The organism is Acinetobacter sp. YH12227 (genome assembly GCF_013417785.1).
In the GTDB taxonomy this organism is placed as follows: domain Bacteria; phylum Pseudomonadota; class Gammaproteobacteria; order Pseudomonadales; family Moraxellaceae; genus Acinetobacter; species Acinetobacter gandensis.
The window spans coordinates 46751-71503 of record NZ_VPDH01000006.1 but is presented as its reverse complement, the minus strand read 5'-3'; the positions used below and the strand labels follow the sequence as shown (position 1 = coordinate 71503).

The following is a 24753-nucleotide window of genomic DNA, read 5'->3' as shown; positions in this document are numbered from 1 at the left end:
TGTTCAAATGGCGATTCAGCGTTTAATTGGTTTTGGGAAAAAAGAAGAGTTTAAGGAGATTTTGGCAATTTTAAGAAGGCAGAAGCCTGATAGGATAAGGGTTCTGTGAAATTTGTCGTGTACAGAGTTATTACAGTTATTACCCACATTACGATGAGAAAAATGCACATCTTAAAGATTTTGTTGAGTCTTATTGCAAAGAATATTTTTCAGAATACTACAATAAAGAAACTGGTCTTTTAAATTTTGGTGATGACTACCAGCCATTAAAAGCCGATGTTGCGCCAATTACCAATGAAATGCGTGAAAAAAATAGCAAGATTGCTTTCTTTGAAAATAAAAATCCTACTTGGGTCGATGGAACGGAGTTACCTTGCATCGGTGAATTACGTTGGAGTGATTTATATCGTTATGTGAATCGTTTCCTAACGAAATCGACGAGTGTGAGTAAACATGATAGCAAATTACGCTATAAGTCTCGTAATTTGCACATTGCCGCGGATCAAGATACGAAGGTTGCTTAACATGGGATTGCTACTTTCCGCTTCTCATCAAGTACTGAATCTTGCCTGCAAAAAAGCCTTTAAACGATATATACGGCAGTCAAATCAGCTTGAAACTGTGCAGCGTCGTAAACTGAATCATTTTTTACGCCGTATAGAGAGTTCTTCAGCAATGCGCTATGAGCAGTTTGCTGAACAGTATCCTTTAACGCGCTATGCCGATTGGAAAAACAAAATTGAGCATTCGCGTCAAAGTGGTGAAAATCAAATGGGCACAGGTGATGTTATTCGCTTTCAGCCAACCAGTGGTTCGAGTGAGGCGCTAAAATTCATTCCATATACGCAGCATTTTTTAGATGAATTGGATGAGGCGATTGGCTTGTGGTTATGCAATTTATATCGTAAACATCCGCAGCTTAAAAACTCAACGCATTATTGGTCGGTATCTTGGTTGCCCGAGAGTCAACGCAAATTACTCGAGAATAGTAACCTAAATGATGATAGTGCTTTACTCAACTTTACGAAGCGTATTTTGACTAAAACCACTCAATCAGTACCCAGTGAAATTGCATTGGCGGAATCTGCTGAAGATGCGATGTTTGCAACTGCAGTATATTTAGTGGCAGATAAGCATCTAGGCATGATCTCAGTTTGGAGTCCGACCTTTGCATTACAACTGCTTGATATTATTCATGCATATCAAGATGAGATTATCGAAGTACTGAAAACAGGGCATTGGCAGCGTCAGGGACTCAATTTCTTAAAAGTTCCCAAGTCCTGTGAACAGCACTATAAGCTGAAGCAACTAGATTTAAGCCAAGCCGATGCGTGGAAAAAACTTTGGCCTAAACTGAGTTTGATTTCGAGTTGGGACACTGCAAGTGCTGCACAATGGGCGCTAGAGCTAAAACAACGTATAGCAGGCGTTGCATTTGAAGCTAAAGGATTGTGGGCAACTGAAGGTGTCGTCACGATTCCATTTGCAGAACGGTTTCCTTTAAGTTACCAATCCCACTTTTACGAGTTTATTTTGCAAGATACTTTGCAGGTTGTACCTTCTTGGAAACTTAAAGTTGGTGATATTGTAAGTCCTGTCATTACCACAGGTTCTGGGTTAATTCGTTATGTGATTGATGATGAGTTACGTGTCACTGATTTTTATCATCAAGTACCATGCTTTGAGTTTCTTGGTCGTAAGATGACGGTCGATTTAGTGGGTGAAAAACTTGATCATAGTATCGCGATCAATGTATTGGCTGAATTTAAGCAAGAGGATTATCTTCCGATTAGTATTTTGGGTATAGAGCAGTGCAGTGAAAAGAAACCGCACTATATTTTACTCAGTGAAGGTAATCAGTCCAAACAGCCAAGTGCGCTGGCTTTAGATGAGCGTCTCAAGCAGAATTTTCATTATGAATTAGCACGTGATTTAGGGCAGCTAGATGAGCCTGAAGTGAAACATGTCGATGATGCATGGGATTACTATAAAACTTTAGCAATGAAAAATGGCATGATTGAAGGAAATATTAAGCCAGAACCATTGAAGAAAATGAAAACAAAAATAATTTGAGTACAGCATATGGATCTTGATGTTCTTGAACACCCATTAGATGAAATGGTGTTATATCGTTCAAAAAATGAGTCGAATTTTGCAGTTCGCTCAGCAACACCAGCTGATGATGAACAGCTCATGATACTCAGTGCGGAAACCGTTCCAAGTAATGGTATTACCTTGTCTTATGAGCGATACCCAAGCTATTTAGCGGCGAGCCAAGCACAATATAACCGACCTGATTTAAAGGTTGTTGTACCTATTGATAATCCTAGTTTTGTTGTTGCAATGATGAATTTAGGCTGGCGCTACTGTTATATCAATGGACAAGCTGATTTGATGCGCTATGTTGCCGATTTACGGATGCATTCAGAGTATCGCGGAGGCAAAGTGATGCGACTTTTGATGGATTATGTGTTTGATGAGATTCCACAGAATACAATTTTTGAAAGTGTCGTACTCAATGCAAATGTCGTTGCTGCTAATATCTTGCATCAAGAGCGTAAAGGGTTTCCATTACCCTATTATTTTGACGATATTCAAACTTACACCGTATCTCAAGCCAAAAAGCCCAAAACATTTGCTCATTATCGCTTCAAGCCGCTGACACAGGACGCAATAACAGCGGCGAATGATTTCATTTTAAAAATGAAAGATCATTATAATTTTTTACCCACTTATGATTTTAATGGACTACTAGAAGGCCATCATCCATTTTGGAAAGGCATGAGTCTCAGTGATTTTTTTCTTATTTATAATAAGGATGATCAATTGGTTGGTTTATACGGGCTATGGAATCAAAAGAGCTTTAAACAGACCCGTGTTATCGATTATTCACGACCTTTAAAGTTAATGAAGCCATTTTATAATGTCTATGCCAATGTTAGAGGTGTGTTGTCTTTACCTAAAGTGAAAGGGACATTTGATTACTTAATGATGCATAGCCCATTGTGCCATCCAGAAGACCTTGAGGTTTTTTCGAGTCTTATTTTTCACGCAAAGGAACAAACAAAACATCGAGGAAAAGAAACATACTGTGTCACCTTGGCAGAAAATGATCCACGTATACAATGGATGAAAAATACCACTTCACATATTTTAAAAGCCAAGCACTATTTCCATAGTTTTAGTGGCAATCCTTATGGGAAATTTGATCGAAAGCGAATTAGTTATTTTGATGTGGGTCGCATTTAAGCACATATTGTGAATTGACTCCTCAATTAAAACCCTCATATCAATCACTTAATTTAATATTGATTGTGTACTTATGTAACTAGATTATTCAGTATACTGCTCAAAGAATAATCACAATGAGTAAGTCATGTCAAAATTGATATGGGGGGGAGGCAGTCTTGCTGTACTTTCAGCAGCTGTAGTCGGGGGGAATTTATATGCAGATAAAAATTTAAATGCCTATTATGAAAATAGCCAATTGTCTGATGTGGTCGAAGATATCGACATCCAATATAGTCATTATAAAATGGGGCTGATGGATGGAAGTGTTGATTGGAAATTAACACTGAAGCCAGATCCTTGTAATCCCAAAGAAGTGATCGTGATTCATGGGCATGATGAAATTAAAAGAGGTTTTAAGGGGTATACCGTTTTATCCAATTTTAAAATCGTGAAAGATCAAAGCCATGGGAAGTTTGCCAATGTGATACAGGGCAATATTAGTGCGAATACATTAGTCAATTGGATTGGTCAAACGACCACTGATGTGCAAATTCCAGCGTTTAAAACGGTTGCAGAAACCAAAAAAATTCACGCTAATGCGAGTAAGCTAAAAATAAAAACATTTAGTCGGCCTGGTCAGCTTACACAGGTTACTGAATTTTCTATGATATTTCCGGTTGTTCAAGTTTTAGATGGCGCTGAACAGACGATGATTCAGGATTTGGTTTTAACTACGAATCAGGGCTTAAATAAACCACAACTCGAGTCTGGCTTTGTAGAAATGCAGGCAGCTTCTTTTAAACGCATTGATTCTAAAATGTCGGGTGGTATGAAAGGTTTGGATATGCGTTGGGAAACCAAAATCAATCCTAATGATGTTGATTTCATTGGCTATATTAAAGCCAGCGAAATGGATTTTCCCGGTTCACCGATTACTCAAAATTTGGCTTTAAATTTAGAGCTGAATAAAGTTAATTTACAAAAAGTGAAAGCCTTTAGGGATGTGTGGCATCAAGTCGATAATTCATGTGATGCTGTTACAGATTCAGAACCAGAAATGACAAAAGCTTTCCTTGCTGTAGTCAATCAAGGGTTCGATTTTAAATCCAAAAATAACACCATTAGTTTGGGTGGTGGCAGTGCCTCTGCAAGCCTAGATGGTAAGTTAATGCCTGGACATCAAGCTTCTATTGAGTCATTTGTGAAAATGGTACCGAGTTTATTGGATTTTCATGCCGATCTAAAATTTGATAAGAATATGCTATCTGCAGTGATGAACAATTATTTGCAATTACAAGGGAAATCAATTTCTGGCCAAGAAGTTGAATCGATGTTTAGCAGCTTAGAAAGTTCTGGACAAGGTAAACGTGATGGCAATGATATGGTTGTGAGTATGCAATATAAGTTTGGACAGAAACTTTTTGGTAAAGCTGTGCAGCAGAAAGATTAATATGAAGATGAAAAAACCGCTCAAATCGAGCGGTTTTTTTGTGGCAAAAATTCCATTATTGATACAGTCATTTTATCGGATGAAGAACGGAAGGCCATTGTGAGTAGAAGCAAAAATTGTTAGCGTCAAATGGCAAAATCCAAACACAACAATAATAGGACAAGTCATCATGAAGATGGAAAACAAAAAAATCAGCCAAAATACGCGCTATGCTAATACTAAATTGCCAAGCGTTCTTCGAAGTAAGCCTATTGCTTATATTTGTAGTTTGGCTTTGTTGAGTGCGATTGTTTCGTACAGTTATGCAGGCCATGTAATTTCAGATAAAAAGTTGGCAACTGAAATTCAAGGAAAAGGGCAGTTTAGTCAAGATACGTTGGAAATGATTGATGGCGAGGCTGCGAAACCAAAAGCAGAGCAGCAAAAAAATTCAGCACATAAATCGAGTCGTAATAATAAGATTATTCAAGAAAAACAATTGGAAGGTTCGACGGCAAGTGATTATTTATTGCAAAAGAAAAGAGCTGCAGATCAGTTAGGAACGCGAACTGCTGATGTAACACCTGTTAATCAGATACGAATGGCAGAGCGCTATGAAAATATGCGTGTCACATATCCAGATGGGGTAGTAGTAGAAATGAAGCACTGACATGCTTCATTTCTAAATCGGAAAAGACTAAGTGAATGGAATTGACTTAGATTTTAGGATGCGTAATTTTCCAAGAACGGTGAATTTTGGTATTCCGTTTAAAGTCGAGACCAATCGTTTCATTACTGATTTCTTCAACATCAAACATGGCCAAAATAACATCATCCATCACGAAACCACGGTAGTTATTTGAGAAATAAAGCGTACCGTCGGTGGTTAGACGGTTCATAGCACGTTTAAGAAGTGACATGTGGTCACGTTGCACGTCGAAAGTACCGTGGAATTTTTTCGAATTCGAGAATGTCGGTGGGTCAATGAAAATCATATCGTATTGTTCATGACCTTCTTTTAACCATTCAAAGCAATCGCTTGCGAAGAATTGGTGTTGTTCATCTGCATGATCAACGGTTAAGCCATTCAAGACAAAATTTTCTTTTGACCAATTTAAATAGGTATTTGATAAATCGACACTGGTCGTACTTGCTGCGCCACCTAATGCAGCATGCAAACTCGCTGTAGAGGTGTAGCTATACAAGTTAAGGAAGTGCTTACCACGAACTTCATTGGCAATACGTAGACGCATTTGACGATGGTCAAGGAATAAACCTGTATCTAGATAATCAGTTAAGTTAACCAAGATCTTCGCTTTACCTTCTTGCACAATAAAGCGCTTAGAGGCAGTACTTTGTTTTGTGTACTGATTTTTACCTTCTTGGCGTGCACGAGTTTTGATAAAGATCGCATCACGGCCAAGACCAGTTACAGAGCGAATCGCTTGTAAAGCAAGGTTGAAACGCTTTTTGGCTTTTTCAGGGTCAATTTGTTTTGGTGGCGCATATTCTTGAACATGTAAACGATCGCCATATAAATCGACAGCAACATTAAAGTCAGGAAGATCGGCATCGTACAGACGTAGACAGTAAATATTTTCTTTTACTGCCCATTTTTTCAAGTTCTGCATGTTCTTTTGCAGACGATTGGTAAAGTCTTGCGCACCTTCAATTGGTTCAAATTGCTGTGGTTCCCAATGTTCTAGGAACGGCTTTTGTACCGTCGCTGGTTTGATCGTACCAAAGCGAACATATATAGGTAATTTACCATTCATCAAGCGCAAAATTTTTGGATCATTGAATGCAAGAACGTCGGCTTGTTCAACTTGTGAAGCAATAATTGCAGCAGGCTGATTTGGGAAATTCTTTTGTAATAAAGCAGAAAGGCCTAAATATAAAGCGCGGTTTGATGCTTTTTCACCTAAACGCTCACCATATGGCGGGTTGGTGACTACAAAAGATTTTTTGCCTACATTTTGGAAATCTGGCCAATCAGCAAGCGTCCGTTCTTCAAGCTTAATTTGATCGAGAACAGATTCAAAACCAGCAGCAATAATGTTTTGTTTGGTGGCTTTGACTGCTTCCCAGTCTGCATCAAATGCATAGAACTGAGGTAAAGGTAATTCAAGTGCTGCTTTATGGCGTTCAGCCGCTTCAGCTTTAATTGACATCCAAAGTTCATGGTCATGACCATTCCAGCCATTGAAGCCAAAACGACGGACAAGACCAGGCGCACGATCTGTCAAAATCATTAAAGATTCAATAATAAACGTACCTGAGCCACACATAGGGTCAAGGATGATGTCTGGATTTTGCTGTTTTAATTGTGCTTTTTGCAAAATTGCAGCGGCTAAGTTTTCTTTGATTGGGGCATCGGTCATATAGCGACGGTAGCCACGTTTATGTAAAGAATCGCCAGATAAGTCTAAGCAATATGTATGTGCTGTTTTGCCAGCCAACACATAAAGTGTAATTTCAGGCTGCTTGATATCAATACTTGGACGCTTGCCTACAGCTTCCATAAATGAATCGACGACACCATCTTTTACACGAAGCGTTGCGAACTGAGAGTTCACTTTAATGTCGCGTTCTACATGTAGACGAATCGCGAAGGTACTTTGTGGTGCAAAAATAAGTGACCAATCAAAGTTCATTGCACCTTCATAGAGCTCTTCAGCCACATCACGCGCGTCATGTGTGAATTCAAGTTCATGTGTGTGAATTGGAGTCAATACACGTGAGGCTAAACGAGACCACATACAAATGCGGTAAGCATCTTCTAATTTGCCTTTGAAAACCAAACGACCCGGGAATTGTTCAATATTTTGAACACCTAAACCTTCAATTTCCTCGCGGAGTAAGGTTTCAAGTCCATCTGCACAGGTAACCCAATATGTAGAGAGACGCGGTTTCGAATTCATGTAAATTTCCAAAGGCAAAAAAGCAATCTAATATTTTAACGTATTTTCGACTATTTGGGCGGATGTTCTTACTGAGTTAATAGAGAAATATGGGTAAATCGGTCAAAAAAATTTCCAACTACTGTGAAGGCTTTAAGGGATTATTCACGGTAATGGTATAAAAATTGCTATATCCCATTCGCAATTGTGAAAGGTTAATAATTTTTTTAATTGAATGATCAATAACGGGGTAGCACGATGACAGCAGCAACGACAGTATCACAATCAAATGCATTTTCTATTGCAACCTTACTTTATGCACGTTTACGTCGTGTGAGTGGGCGTGTAGTTGATGCTTTATTTATGGTCGAAAATAAAGACTATGCGCGCTATGTAGCAAATTTAGCGTTAAATACTGAAGATCCAGAACTATCACGTTTAGTTGCACGTCTTTATACGGAATTAGAGTTGAGTGAAATCAGTGACGTGGTGGCAGTCGAAACTAAGTTAGCAATACCTAAGTTCAATGAAGACGATGAACAATATCTATATGCCAGTGAGCCCACTGCTGAAGATATTTATAAGGCGCAAGTTTCACATCGTTATATCGGCGCATTACGTTAATTTGAAACAAGATTAAAAAGAACCATTTGTGAAAGTCAAAAATGAAACGAATAAACAGACTTTCACCTATTGGATTACAGCCAAATAATAATGACTAAACATGGTGAATGGGTGAGATTTATAGAATTTATATGTTTATTTAATGGTTGACGGTAAAACCAAAGTACTTGGAATGTAGATGGGTAAAGAGTGATTTTAAATGATTTTGTTTAATTTATCTAATTGAAATGATAGATAGGAATTTGAAAATTCATTTCTATTTACAGCTTTGTTTTGTGTTGTTTGTAGAAAACATCAACTGCCATTTTCGTTCAATCTCTGTATAATGCGTTGACTTAACGATTAGGAATCTCTCATGCACTTAGCGGCATTGCATACTCCGAGCCAGATTCAACTTAACCAAGATGGTAACTTAAAACATTTCCTCACCATCGAAGGTCTTTCTAAAGAAACTCTCACAAAAATATTGGACACTGCACAGTCCTTTTTTAATGACCAAAATCAGCTGATTACCAATAACCTCCTTGAAGGTCGTACGGTAATGAACCTGTTTTTTGAGAACTCAACCCGTACACGAACCACTTTTGAAGCAGCAGCAAAGCGCCTGTCTGCAAACGTATTGAACATTGATATTGCACGTTCAAGTACATCAAAAGGCGAGACTTTGCGTGATACGTTGTGGAATCTTGAAGCCATGGCGACGGACATCTTTGTGGTACGTCATTCATCTTCAGGTGCACCACATTTTATTGCTAAAGATGTTTGCCCGCATGTTGCAATCATTAATGCAGGAGATGGTCGTCATGCACATCCAACACAAGCCATGTTGGATATGTTGACGATTCGCCGTGAAACTAAAAAGAATTTTGAAGATATTTCCATTGCGATTATTGGTGATATCAAGCATTCGCGCGTAGCACGTTCTGATGTTGCAGCATTGCAAACATTGGGCTGTAAAGATATTCGTGTCGTTGCACCGAATACATTGTTGCCATATGGCTTTAATGAATATGGTGAAGATGTTCGTTTATTTAACAATATGGAAGACGGTATTCGTGATTGCGATGTGATCATTACCCTACGCATTCAAAATGAACGTATTGATTCGCCTGCATTATCATCACAAGCTGAATTCTACAAGATGTATGGCTTAAACAAAGAGCGTTTGGCTCTAGCGAAACCCAATTGTATCGTAATGCATCCAGGCCCAATGAACCGTGGCGTTGAAATTGACTCAAGTATTGCCGATGGTAAGCAATCTGTGATTTTGCATCAGGTGACCAATGGTATCGCTGTGCGTATGGCGGTATTGGCTTTAGCAATGCAAGGTCAGTTACAAGAAAAAGGTTTGTTAGAAGCGATTGCAGGTTAAGGGAAAAGTCATGACTATTGTAAAAATTGAAAATGTACGTGTCTTAGACCCAATCAAAAAAAACGATAGCGTACAAACGGTTTACCTTGAAAATGGCAAACTTGTAGCGGAACAGAATGTAAGCGAAAGCACGGCGACAGAAACCATTGATGGCCAAGGCAAATGGCTGATGCCAAGTATGGTGGACTTGTGTGCGCGTTTACGTGAGCCAGGTCAGCAGCAACACGGGACTTTAAAGTCAGAAGGTCAAGCTGCGCGCGCCAATGGTATTTTGCATGTATTCACACCACCAGACTCAAAACCGATTGTGCAAGACAACGGCGCTTTGATTCATGGTTTGGTTGAAAAAGCGATGTTAGATGGTGGTATTTATCTACAAGTGATTGGTGCGCAGACCCAAGGACTGTTAGGTAAACAACCTTCAAATATGGCCGGCTTGAAAAAAGGTGGTTGTACTGCTGTATCGAATGCCAATGCACCATTTATGGATGATGATGTTGTTATTCGTACCTTGGAATATGCTGCAGGTCTAAATATGACGGTTGTGTTCTATGCCGAAGAACCGCAGATTGCCAAAGACGGTTGTGTGCATGAAGGCTTTGTTGCGTCACGTCAAGGTTTACCTATGATTCCAGCCTTGGCTGAAACTGTGGCAATTGCTAAATACTTATTGATGATTGAAGCGACCAAAGTACGTGCACATTTTGGTTTATTGTCGTCAGGTGCATCCGTTGAATTAATTAAAAATGCTAAGGCAAAAGGTTTACCAGTGACCTGTGATGTTGCTATGCATCAATTGCATTTAACTGATCAATTGATTGATGGTTTTAACTCACTTGCACACGTGCGTCCGCCATTACGCTCAGAACAAGATAAAGACTTGCTCCGTCAAGGCGTGAAAGAGGGTGTAATCGACGCTATTTGTACGCACCATGAACCACTCAGTAGTTCTGCAAAAATGGCACCATTTGCTGAAACTCAACCGGGTTTCACTGCATTTGATACCTATATTCCATTTGGCATTGAACTGATTAATGAAGGTCTACTTACACCTTTAGCATGGGTGGAAAAAGTGACTATTGCGCCTGCACAAGTGGCGCAAATGCAACAGCGTTGGGCAGATGAAGCTGGTTGGGTTTTAGTTGATCCAGAACTTGAATGGACTATTAATAAAGACAGTATTGTGTCGAATGGTAAAAATACACCTCTGATCAATCAAACTGTAAAAGGTAAAGTGGTTCAAGCGTTTTACCCAGGACAATGATTTAAAATAGATCAATAAGGTCTCATTTACTCATTTTAAAAAGTCAGCTTCGGCTGGCTTTTTTTACGAGATATTTTCCACAAATATTGAAAGAATGAGTTAAAAATCATTGTAAAACCGCAATGAACAAATTATTACATTTGATTAAAAAATAAGCATATAAACTAAAATTTGCATGAAAATAATGAGAAGAGCATGGAGTATAAGTATGAATATCGATTTAATTGAATTAATTAAACAGCACGTCTCATCGATTGTGCTAGACGGTGACACAGAGAATTTATTTGAAAAAAATTCTGCGATTAGTCAGTTTATTCCTGTGTTGTTGAATTTATTTCGTTCTAAGCCACAATTGATTGAAACATTTCAAAAGCAATTAAATCCACGGCTTTCAGATATCTTTGTATCCAACCCAAGTTTAAAAGATCAATTTCTACAACATGTAGGTGGGGCAGCGCCAGCATCACAAATTGAACACACGCTGAACCAATCAATTGCGCCTACACTCGGTATACTGGAAAATGAAGCAGGTTCATCAGATCCACAGGCGATTACCCATTTACTCGATAATCATGCTGATTCTATCTTGGCTGCTGTTCCACAATGGGCTTTACCATTACTCGCTGGTCTAGGAATAAATACCGCGGCAGGTAAAACATTACATCAAGCCCCAGTCATTGAACCTGAACCAATCATTGTTGAAGAAAAAAAATCCAATTGGCTACTTCCTTTAATTGCTTTACTGGTGTTATTGGGGCTAATTACGTTTTTATATAAAGCATGTTCGAATAAAGAGGAACCAGCAACATCAAGTACCACCGTTGCACAGCCTGCAGCATCTCAGCCAGCGCGTTTACAATTTACCACCGGTGTAGATGGTGCATTGACTAATTGTCAAATTCAAACTGGTGATGCCAACTATATGGATATCCTACAACAGCAAGTGAAGCAAATTTTTAATTTTGCTACAGGTTGTGGTGCTGTTTCAGATGCGAGTTACCATACACAATTCATTGATCAAGACACCATTCCAACAGTACTACAAAAATTAAAAGGTGTGCCGAATACCACTTTAACCTGGACAGAAAATCAATTGTCAATTTTGTCTCAAAATCCTGCGGATGCTAAAAATTTAGCGAGCCAAATTGCACCTTTAGCGAAAAATATGACGGTGTTGGTTCAAGAGGGTGTTGATGAAAGTTCTGCGGTTGATAATAGTATTACTGATGCACAAAAAGCCTTGGCGAGTATTAATCCAGATCAAATCCGTGCTTTAGATGTCGCAACAGCATTGAATCTACAAATTATTAATTTTGCGACAGGTTCTTCTGAAATTCCTGAAGTGAATAAATCTATTTTGGATCAGGCTGCTGCGTTGATGCAACGTGCATCACAAGTGCATTTAACGGTACAAGGTCATACCGATGCTGTGGGTGATGCTGCTGCTAATAAAAAACTGTCACAAGAACGTGCACAGTCAGTAGTAGATTATTTAGTTTCTAAAGGTGTTGACCCTGCTCAATTGCAAGCAGTGGGCTATGGTCAAGAAAAACCAGTCGCAGATAACAGCACAAAAGAAGGTCAGTTTAAAAACCGTCGTATCGAATTTGAAGTCTTAAATACTGAAAATGGTAAGGTACGTGATGTCAGTAGTGAGGGTGTGACAGAAACAACACACTAAGCTTTAAACTCAAGATTTTAACCATACAATAAAGAAAATCCCTGTTTTAAGCAGGGATTTTTCTCGTCAAGGCGGGGTGATTTTGATTAGAATACGTCTGAATAATAAAACACCAATGGTAATTTAAAGCATGAAAAAAATAATATTAACCAGCCTGATGATTTCGACGAGCTTAATGTCGGGTTGTGATTATTTTAAAAATAAGAAAGATGCGGAAGTGAAGTCAGATACACCGGTATTAGAAGATTGGAGCTGTACTGCAAATGCAAATATTCAACAGCTGCAAGATCATTTGAAGAGTGAATATCTAAAAGAATTAAACAAACAATTACGTCAGTCTGATTATGAAGCAGATCAACAGTTGATGGATTTAATTGTAAAAAATCTTCAATTTAAAATTAAAAATATTACCACTCTAACTGAAGATCCAAATAAAGCAAAAACATTGGAATGTGCTAGTCAATTGCAGGTAGTCTTTCCGAAGGGTTTACAAAAGCGTGCGGAAAATGCTTTCGCCGAACGTCCATGTGATGAATGTGAGGAAGGGTATTCAAATTACACCTTAAATGATTCATTGCAGGATGGTGAATCTGGTTTAAGCATGGAAAATGATCAGCTCAAAGGTAACTTTACTTATAGTATTACCAAAACGGATCAAGAAGGTTTGAGCCTCAGTGTGCCGAGTCAAAATGATGTGATTGATGGTGTGGTGACGGTGACACGACATGCTGTGTTATACGCAGCTTATAGTAAGCAAAATAAACAAGACGAAGAGTCTTATCAGCAAAGTATTGAAAGTCAAACTGAGCAAATGGGACTTGCTCAAAAAGCAATGGATATTCGCAAAAAAGAATTAGATCAGGATAATGCTGCTGTCGTGGATCGACTGAATCAAACTTGGGATCGTTTTAGTGAAGAGCAAAAGGCACAATTGCAGCAAGATCAATCCGATTGGTTTGAAAAGCGCGATGTTGATTGTAAAGTGCTTGCACAAAAATCCGTGTATTCATTGAATGACAGTGAAAAAGAAACTTATCAAAAGCATTCACAGTATTGGGATGACGCCATGCAAAACCAAAATCAAAACATGCAATTCACCAAGTGTTTTAATCAAAAAACCAATGAACGTATTGTGTATTTGAATAATGTATTTAATTAAATTCTAGGATTAATTAAACCTGTCTCGTCTTGAAATAGATGGATTGAATTTCATTTAAAACCGAGTTAAGAAATTAACTCGGTTTTTGCTTTCTTATACTTTTGATTGCTTTGCAATTGCAAGCCTAGCCTAATCCTGACATGCTCTAGTTTATTTTAAAATATATTGAAGTTACGAATGCGAATAAGTATTGTCGGTGCAGGGCGTGTTGCACATCATCTTGCTCAAGTGCTCAGTACCCAACATCAAATTGTGCAAGTCTTAAATCGAAATCTACAGAAAGCGAAGTCACTTGCCGCATTGGTGAATGCTGAAGCCATAGATTCTTTTGAGCCGCTAGACTCAAATATTGATTTAGCAATTATTGCCGTTAGTGATCAATCGATTTCAACGGTGATTGGGCAGGTGCATTATTCACTTCCTGATGTGCTGATTGTACATACATCTGGCAGTACCAATTTAGATGTACTTACTCAACAGCATTCACGTGCAGGCGTATTTTATCCATTACAAACCTTTAGTTTGGATCGTGAAGTGGATTGGAGCAATACACCATTATTTGTTGAGGCGGTGAATAAAGGCGATTTAAATATTTTAACTGTTTTGGCGAACAGTTTAAGTCAGCATGTCTATCAGTACGATTCAGCACAGCGACTAAGTTTACATTTGGCAGCGGTTTTTGCTTGTAACTTTAGTAATTATTGCTATGACATGGCCAAACAAGTGGTTGATGCTAAACAGGTTGATTTTAGTTTGCTTTATCCCCTTATATTAGAAACTGCTCAAAAAGCCACACAGCATGATCCTCGTTTAATGCAAACAGGGCCAGCAATGCGAGGCGATCAAAATATATTAAATATGCATACTTCGATGCTGGCAGATGCTCAGCAAGTTGAATTGCAACAGGTTTATCGTTTATTGAGTGGGCAGATCTTAAAACGCCATACTGCCACTTAAAATTTGGAATTATTATCGATCGCTAGATGAAATATATAAGGACGTATTGTGGCAAAAGATTTTAATAGTCAGCTTGTGGTTGATGGATATGATGAGCACATCCGAAAACTCATTCCTGGTTATGAGTTGGTTCATCAGCAGATTCAAAGCATTTTGAAGTTACATCTTCAGGAAAATGCGCATGTACTGATTATTGGCTGTGGCACAGGTTATGAGTTGAATTATTTGTTGGCTGCACATCCAAACTGCACATTTACTGTGACAGAACTTTCTGAAAATATGCTGAATCAAGCTCGACAAAATGTTCAAGCTACAGGGCAGGCATATCGAGTTAATTTTGTATTGGGTAGCCATACAGATTTTGAGGTACCTCAAGCATTTGATGCGGTGTTGTGTATTTTGGTCACTCATTTTATTGAGCAAGATGCTAAACCTTTATTTTTAGTCAAAGCGTTTAAACTGCTTAAGCCACAGGGCATATTTTTAAGCTTTGATTTAATGCTGTCACAGTCGAGTGTAGAGCTGGAAATATTACCTCAGTTTTGCCAAGCGCAAGGTTTAACAAAACATCAAGCGAATAAAATGATGCAACGTTTGGCAGATGATTTTGAACTGATATCACAGTCGGATTATCAAACTTTACTAACGAAAATTGGTTTTGAGCACATCTATTGTTTTAGCCAAATATTTAGTTATGCCGCATATTGGGCAGTGAAAAGTTAAAAATCGTGCTGAGAACACCATAAAATATTTTAGAAAGTAACTATTCAGCCTGCGTCAAATCACTTATTGTTCAGATATAAAAATAATCAACTGGACGAAAATAATGTCAAAAACGGAATTTGATTACATCATTATTGGTGGTGGTAGTGCAGGTTGTGTATTAGCTGCGCGTTTAAGTGAAGATCCTGAGGTCACAGTCTGTTTACTTGAAGCTGGTGGGCAAGGTGATCAATGGACAGTCAATATTCCAGCCGCTTGTGTGGTAAGCCTACCTACTAAAATTAATAATTGGGCATTTGAAACTGTGCCGCAAAAAGGCTTGAATGGGCGTAAAGGTTATCAACCTCGTGGGAAGTGTCTAGGCGGATCATCGAGCATTAATGCCATGATTTATATCCGTGGCCATAAAAATGATTATGACCAATGGGCAGCGCAAGGCAATATAGGCTGGTCTTACGACGAGGTATTACCGTACTTTATTCGTTCTGAAAAAAATAACCGTATTCACAATGAATATCATGGCAATGATGGGCCTCTGTCTGTCACAGATGTACAGAGTGATAATATTTTCCATCAGCGTTATACCGAAGCTGCACGTGCGCAAGGTCATAAAGTTTTAGATGACTTTAATGGTGCCGAGCAAGAAGGGCTTGGCGTTTATCAAGTGACCCATATCAATGGGGAGCGTTGTAGTGTGGCACGGGCTTATTTATTTCCACATTTAAACCGTCCAAATTTAACTGTTTTCACCAAAGCGACTACCCATAGAATTGTAATTGAAAATAAAGTCGCGACAGGCGTAGAAGTACAGCATGCAGGGCAGTTGAAAGTACTGAAAGCACAGCGAGAAGTGTTGCTGAGTGCGGGTGCTATACAATCTCCACAAATTTTAATGCTTTCGGGTATTGGTGAACAAACTGAATTACAGGCATATGGTATTGAGTTAAAGCACCACTTACCGGGTGTCGGCAAAAATTTCCACGACCATCCTGACTTTATCTTTGGTTATAGTGTAAAGGAGTATCAAGGAACCTTTGGTATTTCAATTCCCGGCTCGATGGATATGCTGAAACAAATTGGCCGTTACCGTAAAGAACGTCGTGGCATGATTGCTTCAAATTTTGCTGAGTGTGGCGGCTTTTTAAAGACTTCACCAGAGCTGGAAATTCCGAACTTACAATTACATTTTGTTGTGGCACTTGTCGATGATCATGCACGTAAGTTCCATGCCAGTCATGGCTTGTCTTGCCATGTATGTCTGTTGAATCCACGTAGTCGCGGTACAATTAAAATCAGTGGTTCAAGTATTCATGATCCATTATTAATTGATCCAAATTTTTTAGGCGATGATCAGGATGTTGAAGATTTAGTCCAAGGTTTTAAAATTACTCAGCAATTGATGTTATCACCTGCCTTAGCGGGTCATTACAAGCAAGATCTATTTACCTCATTGGTCAAAACGGATGATGATATTCGTGCCATATTACGTCAGCGGGTAGATACGGTTTATCATCCTGTTGGTAGCTGTAAGATGGGCATCGATGAAATGGCTGTCGTTGATCCAGAGCTGAAAGTGTATGGTATTCAGAACTTACGTGTAGTGGATGCATCGATTATGCCGTCTGTGGTTAATGGCAATACTAATGCACCAACCGTGATGATTGCCGAAAAAGCAGTGGATATGATTCGTCAAGCGCAGCAGCAATCTAAGGTTGCTTAATATTTTTCTGATTTAAATAATAAAAAAACCACCGATGTCGGTGGTTTTTTAAATTTTCAAAATAGATTAATTGATCTTTTTGAAAATGAAGTCATTAATTTTATGACCTGCCTCAATACCACGACGTTCAAATTTGGTTTGTGGACGCCATTCAGGACGAGGGTAGCTATTGCCTTTACCCGCAAGATTCTCTAAACGCGGACGGTTGTCCAATACGTCTAACATCCATTCAGCATACGGTTCCCAGTCTGTTGCAGCATGGAAAGTACCGCCCATTTCCAATTTTTCTTCAACTAACGGCATGCGGTCATGTGAAACGAAACGGCGTTTGAAATGACGTTTTTTCTGCCATGGGTCAGGGAAATACAATTGAACGGTATTAATACTGTTGTCTGGCATTTCACGCAGCACTTGAATGGCATCTGCATCCAACACACGTAGGTTAGTTAAGCCTGCTAGACCTGCTTCATATACACACTGTGCAATCCCCGGTACGTGTACTTCAATGCCGACAAAGTTACGTTCAGGATTTGCTTTTGCCATCAGTACCAATGAACGGCCCATACCAAAACCAATTTCGACAGTCAGAGGACGCTCAGGGTGTTCAAAGTGTTGGCGTAGATCACCAACAGGGTAATCTAAGATTAAATGGCCATGTTGTTCCAATGCAGTACGTTGAGATGTATTGAGTGGAGTTGAACGACGCATAAACGTTACGATTTCACGGTGTTCGTTTAGGTTATCCAGTTCTAAGGCTTGCTGGTCTAATTGATCGTTCGACATAACTTTGGCAAATGTAAAAAATTCGAATGCGGTATTTTAAGTCCTGAGTCTGACAAGTCAAATTTTTTCAGGAAAAAAGCGACTCTAAGATACTGCTAAAGCAAGTGCTAGAATTCAGATTAGAGTTTATTTTCGGCTTGATCATCAAGCATTGGTAAAATGATTTTTACGCGTGTATGACCCGGTTTTGAATCAATATGAAACTCACCATCTATTCTTGCAATACGTGTACGCATGCTATGTAATCCCACATGTAGGCCTTGATCGACTTCAGATGGATCAAAACCGATCCCATTGTCTTCAATTTGCAAAATCAATAGATCGTCTAGTTCACTCAGGGAAACAGTGACTTTATTGGCCTGGCTATGTTTTAAGATGTTGGTGAGGGTTTCTTCGGCAACACGTGTCAATGTTAAACATTGTGCGGCATTCGGGCTATTAATCCATGTTGGTGCAAAGCTCCAATTTGATTGGATTTCTAATTCCTCAAATAATTGTACAAAACGATGTCGAATCGGTGCAGCCCATTCAATAGGTGTGTCAGGCGCTTTTACACCGATGCTTGAGCCTGAGTCGATGACTTGTCGAAGGTCATTTCGAAATAGTTTCAGCATTGACATAATTTGTGGTTTTTCAACTTTGTCATTTTGTTCGAGCAATAACATTGAACGGACAATTGAACCGCCTAAACCATCATGTAGGTCATGGGAAAGATGAATGCGCTCTTGTAGACGAACATTTTCAATGGCAAGTTGATGTTGTTTTTCTAAAGATTCCATCAATTCTATTTTAGCCCGAGATACATTTTCCGATAAAGTTTTATTAAAACGATCAATTTGGCGTGCGTTACGTGCTAAACGTAAACCTAAAATTGCCCCTAAAGACAGCGTGGTGAAGGGACCTGTATACGGTGATAGCGGGCGACCTTCCATAGAAATTACAAAATGTGCATCGTGAAAAGCAATTGGGATAAAGAATAGATATACAGCAGCCATCAAGTAACTTTCAGGCTGTTTAGATTGATAAGCTAAAAAGGGGAAGCTAATACATTTTGCTAAAAAGATCAGTACTGCAACACCAAAAAAGATTTGAATGACAGTGTTAAGCTGTGTGAGTGGTATGAAGCTTAGACAGACTAATGCGACTGTGAAAAATGCCCACAGTCCTTTTTCCAAGCGAGGGAAACTGTAATCCACGAATGACCAGAGCGCTAAACAACCCGCTACCGTATAAAAGCAGAAAATAATATTCTGTATTCTATCTAATACTGTAGTTGAAAACGCTAAAGGGCCTGTTAACAAAAAGCAGATGCTATAAAAAATCCAGCAAAAATTGGTTATAGCAAACCATAAAAAACTGCGTTCCTTACGATTGGTCAGCCAAGCGAGAAAATAGAAAATACCAACCACGAAGCTAATCATGGCGTTAAATTCAATTAGGGTTCTTTTTTCAAGTAGCCAACTTTTGTAGATAGGCAATACACTTTGATTTGTACCTAGACTGATTTGCCCCAGTCCAGATTTTTGCGTCAAGCTACCGTAGACCTGTACCCATATGACATTTCTACCTTCATTTAAACTTGACGGGGCAATGCTCCATTGGCGTGGGACATATTGGCTACGAGATGCAGGCTCATGTACAGATAAATCACTCCATAGCAATGAATCATTAATATAAATCTTGCCACTTTGAGTAATGCTTTCGAGCGCAAAAGAAATGGGTGCTTGGAAGGATGTTGTACAGTGATAATTAAAATCAATTTTGTACCAAGCATTGCCATGAAAATCTGGCCAGCGTGAGCTCCACTGGTCGGGAAATTGTTGTATGTTAAGCCAGCCTGCGGTGGGACGTAGTTGAGGATTTAATTGGTTGCCTTGTGCAACCTGAATAGATTTGATATTTGCTGTACAGCTTGGGGTGTTTTGTAGGCTTGCATTGACTGCTGAGCAAAAAAATAAGTTGATAAATACTACGATGCTATAAATGATGAGCACATTGAGATATTTTTGGACTGGATCAAATACAAATCCTTGTCGCATTATTCCGCCTTTCCCCTAAAGTTCTAAATCATTTAAAAGAAGTGCGGAAGTAAATAAATCAAAACTAAAAAATATTTTAATATGGAGTCATTGTATTTTTTATAAACATAAGATTCAACAAAATTTATAATTTTCATTGAATTAGTAAATGATTTAAACATTAAATGTCGTTGAGTATACATAATATTGCCGCCTCAGTGAGGCGGCAAATTAAGCTAAATGGAATTTTAAAATGACCAAGCGTAGGCTTAATTATTGATTCGATCAATTAAGGTTGCGCTGGCTTCATTGAGACCAAGTAACTGCGTTTTGATGCCTATTGCTTCAAATTTTTCCACCACGCTATTTAGCATATTGACCGAGGTAATATCCCAAATATGTGCATGTGACAAGTCGATTTCTACCGATTGAATATGCTCATCAAAGTTAAAAAATTGGAAAAAACGCTCTGAACTACTAAAGAAAATTTGACCACTGACTTGGTAGCGACGTTGATGATTATGCAAAGTTGAAGTGACTTTTACTGAGCTTTCTAATTGATTAATGATAAATAGCGCTGAAAGTAAAACGCCAACAAATACGCCAAGTGCTAAGTTATGTGTCAGCAAAACGACAATAACTACAGCAATCATCACAATGTTAAAAGAGCTTGGGTGTTTGCTAAATTGTTTCACAGAGCCCCATTGGAATGTCGTCAATGAAACCATAATCATAATTGCGACCAAAGCTGCCATTGGCACATAAGCCAGCCAATCTTTTAGGAAAACAACCAAACAGAGTAGGAAAACACCTGCGATTAAGGTCGATAGGCGTGTACGCGCACCTGAAGTTACATTAATAATAGATTGACCAATCATGGCACAACCGGCCATACCGCCCATAAATCCGCTAACAATATTTGCCATCCCTTGGCCACGGCATTCTTGATGGCGATCGGCTTCAGTATGGGTGATTTCATTAATCACCGTTGTGGTCATTATGGTTTCAAGTAAACCGACGGTCGCTAACGTCATGGAATACGGGAAAATAATCGTCAGTGTTTCTATATTGAATGGAATATTCGGAATTAAGAAAATAGGTAAGGTATCAGGTAGCTGCCCTAAATCACTGACGGTGCGCATATTTGAACCAAGCAATAGCGCCAAGCAACTTAAAACAATAATACAAACGAGAGGGGATGGAATTGCTTTACCAAGTTTAGGAATGTAGGGAAATAAGTAAATCACAGCTAAGCCAAGCAGCATGAATAGATAACCCGTACTATCCATTTTGGAAATTTCAGGTATTTGAGCAACAAAGATTAAAATCGCTAGTGCATTTAAGAAACCGTAGACCACTGCCTGAGAGACAAAGCGCATTAACTTTGCAACTTTAAAATAGCCAGCAATAATTTGGATGATCCCTGTAAGCACAGTCGCTGCTAATAAATATTGCAAGCCATGTTCTTTGACTAAGGTAATCATCAGCAGTGCCATTGCGCCTGTCGCCGCTGAAATCATGGCAGGGCGACCACCAAAAAATGCGATACTGACAGCAATACAAAAAGATGCATATAGTCCGACTTGTGGATCAACACCTGCAATCGCTGAAAACGCTATTGATTCTGGAATCAGTGCTAAACCAACCACTAAACCGGCCAGTACATCGGTACGAATATTAGAAAACCATTGATCTTTTTTGAGTTGCAGCACTGTATATTTTCATCAAACTTTAAACAGGGCTATGTTAAAACAACTGAATAAAAAAATGCATAACAGTTTGACTTGAAAATTCTATAGATATGGACAATAGTCAATGAGTATATGTGTTTCAGCATTTACGCTTTTTTGCAATTTACAGGTTTGATCACTTGAAAGTTTGTCAGAAGCGATTTAAAACAGTTAATAGTTTATAACAAGGATCAGATATGAAGCTTTATTATTCGCCAGGTGCATGTTCATTGGCTGCCCATATAATTTTAAATGAAATTAACGTAGATTTTGATTTGGTTCGTGTTGACCTTAAAACCCATAAAACAGAAAAAGGATTAGATTATTACGAGATTAATCCAAAAGGATATGTTCCAGCTTTAGAAATTAATCCAGGTTTGATACTTACTGAAAACGTAGCGATTCTACCGTTCTTGGCACAACATGATCCTAAACAAGACTTAATTCCACCATCAGGCTTAGGTCGTGCAAAAGTATTGGAGTGGTTAGGTTATCTGAATTCTGAATTGCATGATGCCTATGCAGTATTCTTTGGTGCGCCATTAGATGCTGTAGCAAAAGAAAAAGCCTATGCTGAAATTGACCGTTTATTGAGTTATATCGATAAAGCGATTGGCGAGTCAGATAATGATTATTTGGTTGATGATAACTTTGGTCCGGCAGATGCCTACCTTTTTGTACTTACAAATTGGTCAAATGGCATTGAGCACGATTTAACACCGTATAAAAATATTATTGCGATTCGTAATAAAGTTGCTGAGCGTCAATCGGTACAAATTGCAATGCGAGATGAAGGCTTGATTCCTTAAAATATCTTTAGTTATTTATAAAAACGCCTCATTGTGAGGCGTTTTTTGCTGATCTATAAAAGTTTTAGTATTCAAACTGTGTATAAAAGTCATCAAAGTTAATATTATTTAAGGTCAATGTTTGGGGCGTTTTAAAGCTCGTCCATTTAATTTGGGTTTTACTTTCTTCAAAGGTGTTGCCACCCAGTATTTCCTTGCGTTTATGGGTTAGAAAATTATAGCTCTTAGACGTTTCTTCTCCTGAAGCGCGATGAAAACTGCTGTAATCAAATCCAATCAATTCAAAGCGCTTATTTTGCCATCTAAAGGTATAGCTGTGACGTGGCCATTCCCAGCCACCACAGGCCATAAAGTAGCTGAAATGTACCTTTAAAATTCCTTTAGAAATTTTAAGCTTATCCGCTTCAGCCAGTGGGTCGAGCAAACATGAGTTGGCTTGTTCAGCAACAGGAATACTATTGTTTTCTGCAACTCGTTGGTAACCCTGAGCAGTTTTAAAGAATACTAAAAATTTTCGCGGATTGTCATGAATGACCTTGCCATCTTCATCTTTTGTAACGATATCAACTTTCTGCTTCTCAACAATCATTGCTATATCTTGCAGCTGATCTTTATTTAAGTCACCAGTTGCTGCCATTAAGATGTCCCAACCTTTTGGCGCGAGTAATTTGGCCTGGGCTGGAATTTGGGCATGTAGGTAACATGGAAGTACCAAAAGGGGAAAGGTGTAAATGAGTTTGGGAATTTTCATTATTATCGTCAAAAAAAGGACTCGTTTGAGTCCTCTTTATAGCGTGAATCAGGGCTTATTTAAAGAAGTATCCTGTTTCAGGTGAGCTAGCATTAGCCATACGTTTACGTGGCATACGACCAGCGAGGAAGGCTTCGCGACCAGCTTCAATGGCTTTTTTCATAGCTGAAGCCATCAAAATTGGATTTTGTGCAGCCGCAATAGCTGTATTCATTAATACACCGTCGCAGCCCAATTCCATTGCAATAGCTGCATCGCTTGCCGTACCAACGCCAGCATCAACCAATACAGGCACTTTAGCGTTTTCTTTAATAATTGAAATGGTGTGTGGGTTGAGAATACCAAGACCAGAACCAATTAAACTACCTAAAGGCATAATCGCAACACAGCCCATACTTTCAAGCTCTTGTGCCACGATTGGATCATCAGAGGTATACACCATTATCTCGAAACCATCATCTATTAAAGTACGTGCTGCTTTCAACGTTTCGGTAATATTCGGGTAGAGGGTTTTTTCATCACCCAATACTTCTAATTTGACCAAGTTGTGACCATCCAATAATTCACGTGCCATCATGCAGGTGCGTACTGCGCTATTGGCATCAAAGCAACCCGCTGTATTGGGTAAAATGGTGTACTTTTCAGGCGGAATCACAGAAAGCAAGTTAGGCTGATCCGCATGTTGACCAATGTTCACACGTCGAATTGCAACGGTAACAATCTCCGCGCCGCTGGCTTGAATCGCTAAATCTGTTTCATTTAGGTCTTTATATTTACCGGTACCGACCAATAAACGTGAGTTAAAAGTTCGTGAACCTATAATTAAAGGTGTGTCTTCCATGGGAGCTCCATTTTAGCCGCCGCCAACGGCATGAATAATTTCAATATGATCTTGCTCAGCAATTAGTGTTTGTTCCAATTTGCTTTTTGAGATGATCATTTCATTTTTTTCGACAGCGAAACGTTTACCCTCTAGTTGCAATTGTTGAATCAATTGCAACAGGTTTATACAGTCAGTTTGAGTTGCTTCGCCGTTTAAAAATATTTGCATTTGTGCTGATTTCCATTCGTTCTAGGCAAATTTGAAGATTGAGTCTGTTTTGTTCGCTTCAGTACTCTTTATTCGTTTATCTTGCAAATTTAAACGCATTCCATGCGAGGATAACCCAACCTGCAATCATCAGTGCACCGCCAATTGGGGTGATTGCACCTAAACCACGCGGTAAGCCAAGCGCCATGATATATAGTGAGCCACAGAAAAACAAAATACCAATTTGGATAAGAAGGAAGCTGGCTTTGATCGGAATTTGCGGAATCACTTTCGCAATAATTGCAAGTGCAAGTAAACCGAGGGCGTGATAGAAAAAATAGTCGGTTGCGGTTTGCCACCAAGCAAGTTGAGCTTCACTGGCACGTGCTTTTAATCCATGTGCGCCAAAAGCACCAAGCATGACTGCAAAAGCTAAATTGAGTGCGGAGATTGCCATCCACATGTGCATTCACCCTAACAAATTTTGCGCACAACCATAGCATATTTTTGAACGTAATTTAAGTAAAACGACCCAATCTTTATTTTGATTTAAACCAAAAAAAAGAGCATTT

The 24753-nt window shown here is 38.9% G+C and carries 21 protein-coding genes; 13 read left to right on the top strand and 8 right to left on the bottom strand.

What is annotated here, in order from left to right:
• Positions 1-525: 525 nt before the first annotated feature.
• From FTV09_RS02460 to FTV09_RS02445, 4 genes are all read left to right on the top strand, one after another.
• Complete coding sequence (locus FTV09_RS02460; protein ID WP_180056636.1) at positions 526-2073, top strand: GH3 auxin-responsive promoter family protein; 1548 nt, start codon at positions 526-528, stop codon at positions 2071-2073.
• 9 nt (positions 2074-2082) lie between these two features.
• Positions 2083-3249 (top strand): GNAT family N-acetyltransferase, encoded by a 1167-nt coding sequence (locus FTV09_RS02455; protein WP_180056634.1) that lies wholly within the window; start codon positions 2083-2085, stop codon positions 3247-3249.
• A gap of 127 nt (positions 3250-3376) precedes the next feature.
• The gene (locus FTV09_RS02450) at positions 3377-4681 is read left to right on the top strand and encodes a DUF945 family protein (RefSeq protein ID WP_180056632.1); all 1305 of its coding nucleotides are present in this window, start codon (positions 3377-3379) and stop codon (positions 4679-4681) included.
• Between the two features lie 169 nt (positions 4682-4850).
• The gene (locus FTV09_RS02445; protein ID WP_180056630.1) at positions 4851-5330 is read left to right on the top strand and encodes a hypothetical protein; all 480 of its coding nucleotides are present in this window, start codon (positions 4851-4853) and stop codon (positions 5328-5330) included.
• A gap of 46 nt (positions 5331-5376) precedes the next feature.
• On the opposite strand, the gene rlmKL is transcribed toward FTV09_RS02445, so the two are convergent.
• On the bottom strand, positions 5377-7581 hold the full coding sequence (gene rlmKL / locus FTV09_RS02440; protein WP_180056629.1) for a bifunctional 23S rRNA (guanine(2069)-N(7))-methyltransferase RlmK/23S rRNA (guanine(2445)-N(2))-methyltransferase RlmL: 2205 nt from the start codon (positions 7579-7581) through the stop codon (positions 5377-5379).
• 237 nt (positions 7582-7818) lie between these two features.
• Between rlmKL and FTV09_RS02435 the strand changes: the two genes are divergently transcribed.
• From FTV09_RS02435 to FTV09_RS02400, 8 genes are all read left to right on the top strand, one after another.
• On the top strand, positions 7819-8184 hold the full coding sequence (locus FTV09_RS02435; protein WP_067762248.1) for a hypothetical protein: 366 nt from the start codon (positions 7819-7821) through the stop codon (positions 8182-8184).
• 355 nt (positions 8185-8539) lie between these two features.
• Positions 8540-9556: an aspartate carbamoyltransferase catalytic subunit gene (locus FTV09_RS02430; RefSeq protein WP_067762246.1), complete on the top strand. Its 1017-nt coding sequence runs from the start codon at positions 8540-8542 to the stop codon at positions 9554-9556.
• 10 nt (positions 9557-9566) lie between these two features.
• Entirely contained in the window at positions 9567-10820 is a 1254-nt protein-coding gene (locus FTV09_RS02425) for a dihydroorotase (protein ID WP_180056627.1), read from the top strand.
• 208 nt (positions 10821-11028) lie between these two features.
• Positions 11029-12501 (top strand): OmpA family protein, encoded by a 1473-nt coding sequence (locus FTV09_RS02420; protein WP_180056625.1) that lies wholly within the window; start codon positions 11029-11031, stop codon positions 12499-12501.
• A gap of 130 nt (positions 12502-12631) precedes the next feature.
• Positions 12632-13660: a DUF1311 domain-containing protein gene (locus tag FTV09_RS02415; protein ID WP_180056623.1), complete on the top strand. Its 1029-nt coding sequence runs from the start codon at positions 12632-12634 to the stop codon at positions 13658-13660.
• Positions 13661-13837: 177 nt separating this feature from the next.
• Positions 13838-14617, top strand: a complete 780-nt coding sequence (locus FTV09_RS02410) for a Rossmann-like and DUF2520 domain-containing protein (protein ID WP_067762236.1) — start codon at positions 13838-13840, stop codon at positions 14615-14617.
• A gap of 48 nt (positions 14618-14665) precedes the next feature.
• The gene (locus FTV09_RS02405; protein ID WP_180056621.1) at positions 14666-15340 is read left to right on the top strand and encodes a class I SAM-dependent methyltransferase; all 675 of its coding nucleotides are present in this window, start codon (positions 14666-14668) and stop codon (positions 15338-15340) included.
• Positions 15341-15443: 103 nt separating this feature from the next.
• Complete coding sequence (locus tag FTV09_RS02400) at positions 15444-17060, top strand: GMC family oxidoreductase (RefSeq protein WP_067762232.1); 1617 nt, start codon at positions 15444-15446, stop codon at positions 17058-17060.
• A gap of 66 nt (positions 17061-17126) precedes the next feature.
• Here the strand turns inward: FTV09_RS02400 and trmB are convergent, their stop codons facing one another.
• The 3 genes from trmB to FTV09_RS02385 all read right to left on the bottom strand — a co-directional run bounded on the left by trmB (position 17127) and on the right by FTV09_RS02385 (position 21573).
• The gene (gene trmB, locus FTV09_RS02395) at positions 17127-17843 is read right to left on the bottom strand and encodes a tRNA (guanosine(46)-N7)-methyltransferase TrmB (RefSeq protein WP_180056619.1); all 717 of its coding nucleotides are present in this window, start codon (positions 17841-17843) and stop codon (positions 17127-17129) included.
• Between the two features lie 119 nt (positions 17844-17962).
• Positions 17963-19882 carry an ATP-binding protein gene (locus FTV09_RS02390; protein WP_180056617.1) on the bottom strand — a complete coding sequence of 640 codons (1920 nt, stop codon included), beginning with the start codon at positions 19880-19882 and terminating at the stop codon, positions 17963-17965.
• A 248-nt stretch (positions 19883-20130) separates the two neighbouring features.
• Positions 20131-21573, bottom strand: coding sequence for a SulP family inorganic anion transporter (locus FTV09_RS02385; protein ID WP_180056615.1), 1443 nt, complete (start codon positions 21571-21573; stop codon positions 20131-20133).
• 215 nt (positions 21574-21788) lie between these two features.
• On the opposite strand from FTV09_RS02385, the gene FTV09_RS02380 reads away from it, so the two are divergent.
• The gene (locus FTV09_RS02380; RefSeq protein WP_180056613.1) at positions 21789-22400 is read left to right on the top strand and encodes a glutathione binding-like protein; all 612 of its coding nucleotides are present in this window, start codon (positions 21789-21791) and stop codon (positions 22398-22400) included.
• Between the two features lie 64 nt (positions 22401-22464).
• Here the strand turns inward: FTV09_RS02380 and FTV09_RS02375 are convergent, their stop codons facing one another.
• From FTV09_RS02375 to FTV09_RS02360, 4 genes are all read right to left on the bottom strand, one after another.
• Positions 22465-23151, bottom strand: coding sequence for a hypothetical protein (locus tag FTV09_RS02375; protein WP_180056611.1), 687 nt, complete (start codon positions 23149-23151; stop codon positions 22465-22467).
• A gap of 55 nt (positions 23152-23206) precedes the next feature.
• The gene (locus tag FTV09_RS02370; protein ID WP_180056609.1) at positions 23207-23992 is read right to left on the bottom strand and encodes a thiazole synthase; all 786 of its coding nucleotides are present in this window, start codon (positions 23990-23992) and stop codon (positions 23207-23209) included.
• 12 nt (positions 23993-24004) lie between these two features.
• Positions 24005-24202 carry a sulfur carrier protein ThiS gene (thiS, locus tag FTV09_RS02365; protein WP_067762216.1) on the bottom strand — a complete coding sequence of 66 codons (198 nt, stop codon included), beginning with the start codon at positions 24200-24202 and terminating at the stop codon, positions 24005-24007.
• 76 nt (positions 24203-24278) lie between these two features.
• Positions 24279-24644, bottom strand: a complete 366-nt coding sequence (locus FTV09_RS02360) for a DUF423 domain-containing protein (RefSeq protein ID WP_067762213.1) — start codon at positions 24642-24644, stop codon at positions 24279-24281.
• Positions 24645-24753: the final 109 nt, after the last annotated feature.

Coding starts and splice junctions, on each gene's coding strand:
- FTV09_RS02460 (WP_180056636.1), top strand. CDS start 526: ATGGGATTGCTACTTTCCGCTTCTCATCAAGTACTGAATCTTGCCTGC.
- FTV09_RS02455 (WP_180056634.1), top strand. CDS start 2,083: ATGGATCTTGATGTTCTTGAACACCCATTAGATGAAATGGTGTTATAT.
- FTV09_RS02450 (WP_180056632.1), top strand. CDS start 3,377: ATGTCAAAATTGATATGGGGGGGAGGCAGTCTTGCTGTACTTTCAGCA.
- FTV09_RS02445 (WP_180056630.1), top strand. CDS start 4,851: ATGAAGATGGAAAACAAAAAAATCAGCCAAAATACGCGCTATGCTAAT.
- rlmKL (WP_180056629.1), bottom strand. CDS start 7,581: ATGAATTCGAAACCGCGTCTCTCTACATATTGGGTTACCTGTGCAGAT.
- FTV09_RS02435 (WP_067762248.1), top strand. CDS start 7,819: ATGACAGCAGCAACGACAGTATCACAATCAAATGCATTTTCTATTGCA.
- FTV09_RS02430 (WP_067762246.1), top strand. CDS start 8,540: ATGCACTTAGCGGCATTGCATACTCCGAGCCAGATTCAACTTAACCAA.
- FTV09_RS02425 (WP_180056627.1), top strand. CDS start 9,567: ATGACTATTGTAAAAATTGAAAATGTACGTGTCTTAGACCCAATCAAA.
- FTV09_RS02420 (WP_180056625.1), top strand. CDS start 11,029: ATGAATATCGATTTAATTGAATTAATTAAACAGCACGTCTCATCGATT.
- FTV09_RS02415 (WP_180056623.1), top strand. CDS start 12,632: ATGAAAAAAATAATATTAACCAGCCTGATGATTTCGACGAGCTTAATG.
- FTV09_RS02410 (WP_067762236.1), top strand. CDS start 13,838: ATGCGAATAAGTATTGTCGGTGCAGGGCGTGTTGCACATCATCTTGCT.
- FTV09_RS02400 (WP_067762232.1), top strand. CDS start 15,444: ATGTCAAAAACGGAATTTGATTACATCATTATTGGTGGTGGTAGTGCA.
- trmB (WP_180056619.1), bottom strand. CDS start 17,843: ATGTCGAACGATCAATTAGACCAGCAAGCCTTAGAACTGGATAACCTA.
- FTV09_RS02390 (WP_180056617.1), bottom strand. CDS start 19,882: ATGCGACAAGGATTTGTATTTGATCCAGTCCAAAAATATCTCAATGTG.
- FTV09_RS02380 (WP_180056613.1), top strand. CDS start 21,789: ATGAAGCTTTATTATTCGCCAGGTGCATGTTCATTGGCTGCCCATATA.
- FTV09_RS02375 (WP_180056611.1), bottom strand. CDS start 23,151: ATGAAAATTCCCAAACTCATTTACACCTTTCCCCTTTTGGTACTTCCA.
- FTV09_RS02370 (WP_180056609.1), bottom strand. CDS start 23,992: ATGGAAGACACACCTTTAATTATAGGTTCACGAACTTTTAACTCACGT.
- thiS (WP_067762216.1), bottom strand. CDS start 24,202: ATGCAAATATTTTTAAACGGCGAAGCAACTCAAACTGACTGTATAAAC.
- FTV09_RS02360 (WP_067762213.1), bottom strand. CDS start 24,644: ATGTGGATGGCAATCTCCGCACTCAATTTAGCTTTTGCAGTCATGCTT.